The organism is Parazoarcus communis SWub3 = DSM 12120 (assembly GCF_003226565.1).
Lineage (GTDB): Bacteria > Pseudomonadota > Gammaproteobacteria > Burkholderiales > Rhodocyclaceae > Parazoarcus > Parazoarcus communis.
In genome coordinates this window covers 1-459 of record NZ_QKOE01000128.1, presented here as the reverse complement: position 1 = coordinate 459, position 459 = coordinate 1, and the positions used below count along the sequence as shown (strand labels likewise).

The following is a 459-nucleotide window of genomic DNA, read 5'->3' as shown; positions in this document are numbered from 1 at the left end:
CCTCGTGGCCCAGCACCTGGAATTTGGGCCGGGGATCGTCCTGTACCCAGCGAATGCGGCTGTCGGGTTTGGACTGGTCGGCGATTGCCGCCTTGGCCATCGCCGACCGCGCCGTCGCCTCGTCGGTGGCCAGCACCATGTGCAGGAAGGAGAAGTGCGACGTGTCGATCGCACCCTCCAGGCTCTGCACCCAGTTGCAGTCCTGCCATTTCTTGGAGACGTATCGGCTGGAAGCCGGCACCAGCCCCATCTCGATCTGCGGCAGCTCGGGCATGGCCTCCCGCGGGCCCATATAGACCCAGATCATGTCGGCCCATTCGCGGGTCGGATAGGCCAGGAGCTTGATCGTCTCCTTGTAGGACGACTCCGGCGGCGAGGTCGGCAGGTCGACGCAATTGCCCTCGAGGTCGAACTTCCAGCCGTGGAAGGCACAGCGGATGCCGCATCCCTCGTTGCGGC

At 65.4% G+C, this 459-nt stretch carries 1 protein-coding gene; it reads right to left on the bottom strand.

The genetic code is table 11. From position 1 onward, the window contains the following. On the bottom strand, nucleotides 1-459 hold a 459-nt coding region (locus DNK49_RS23385; protein WP_165843440.1), incomplete at both ends, for a Rieske 2Fe-2S domain-containing protein.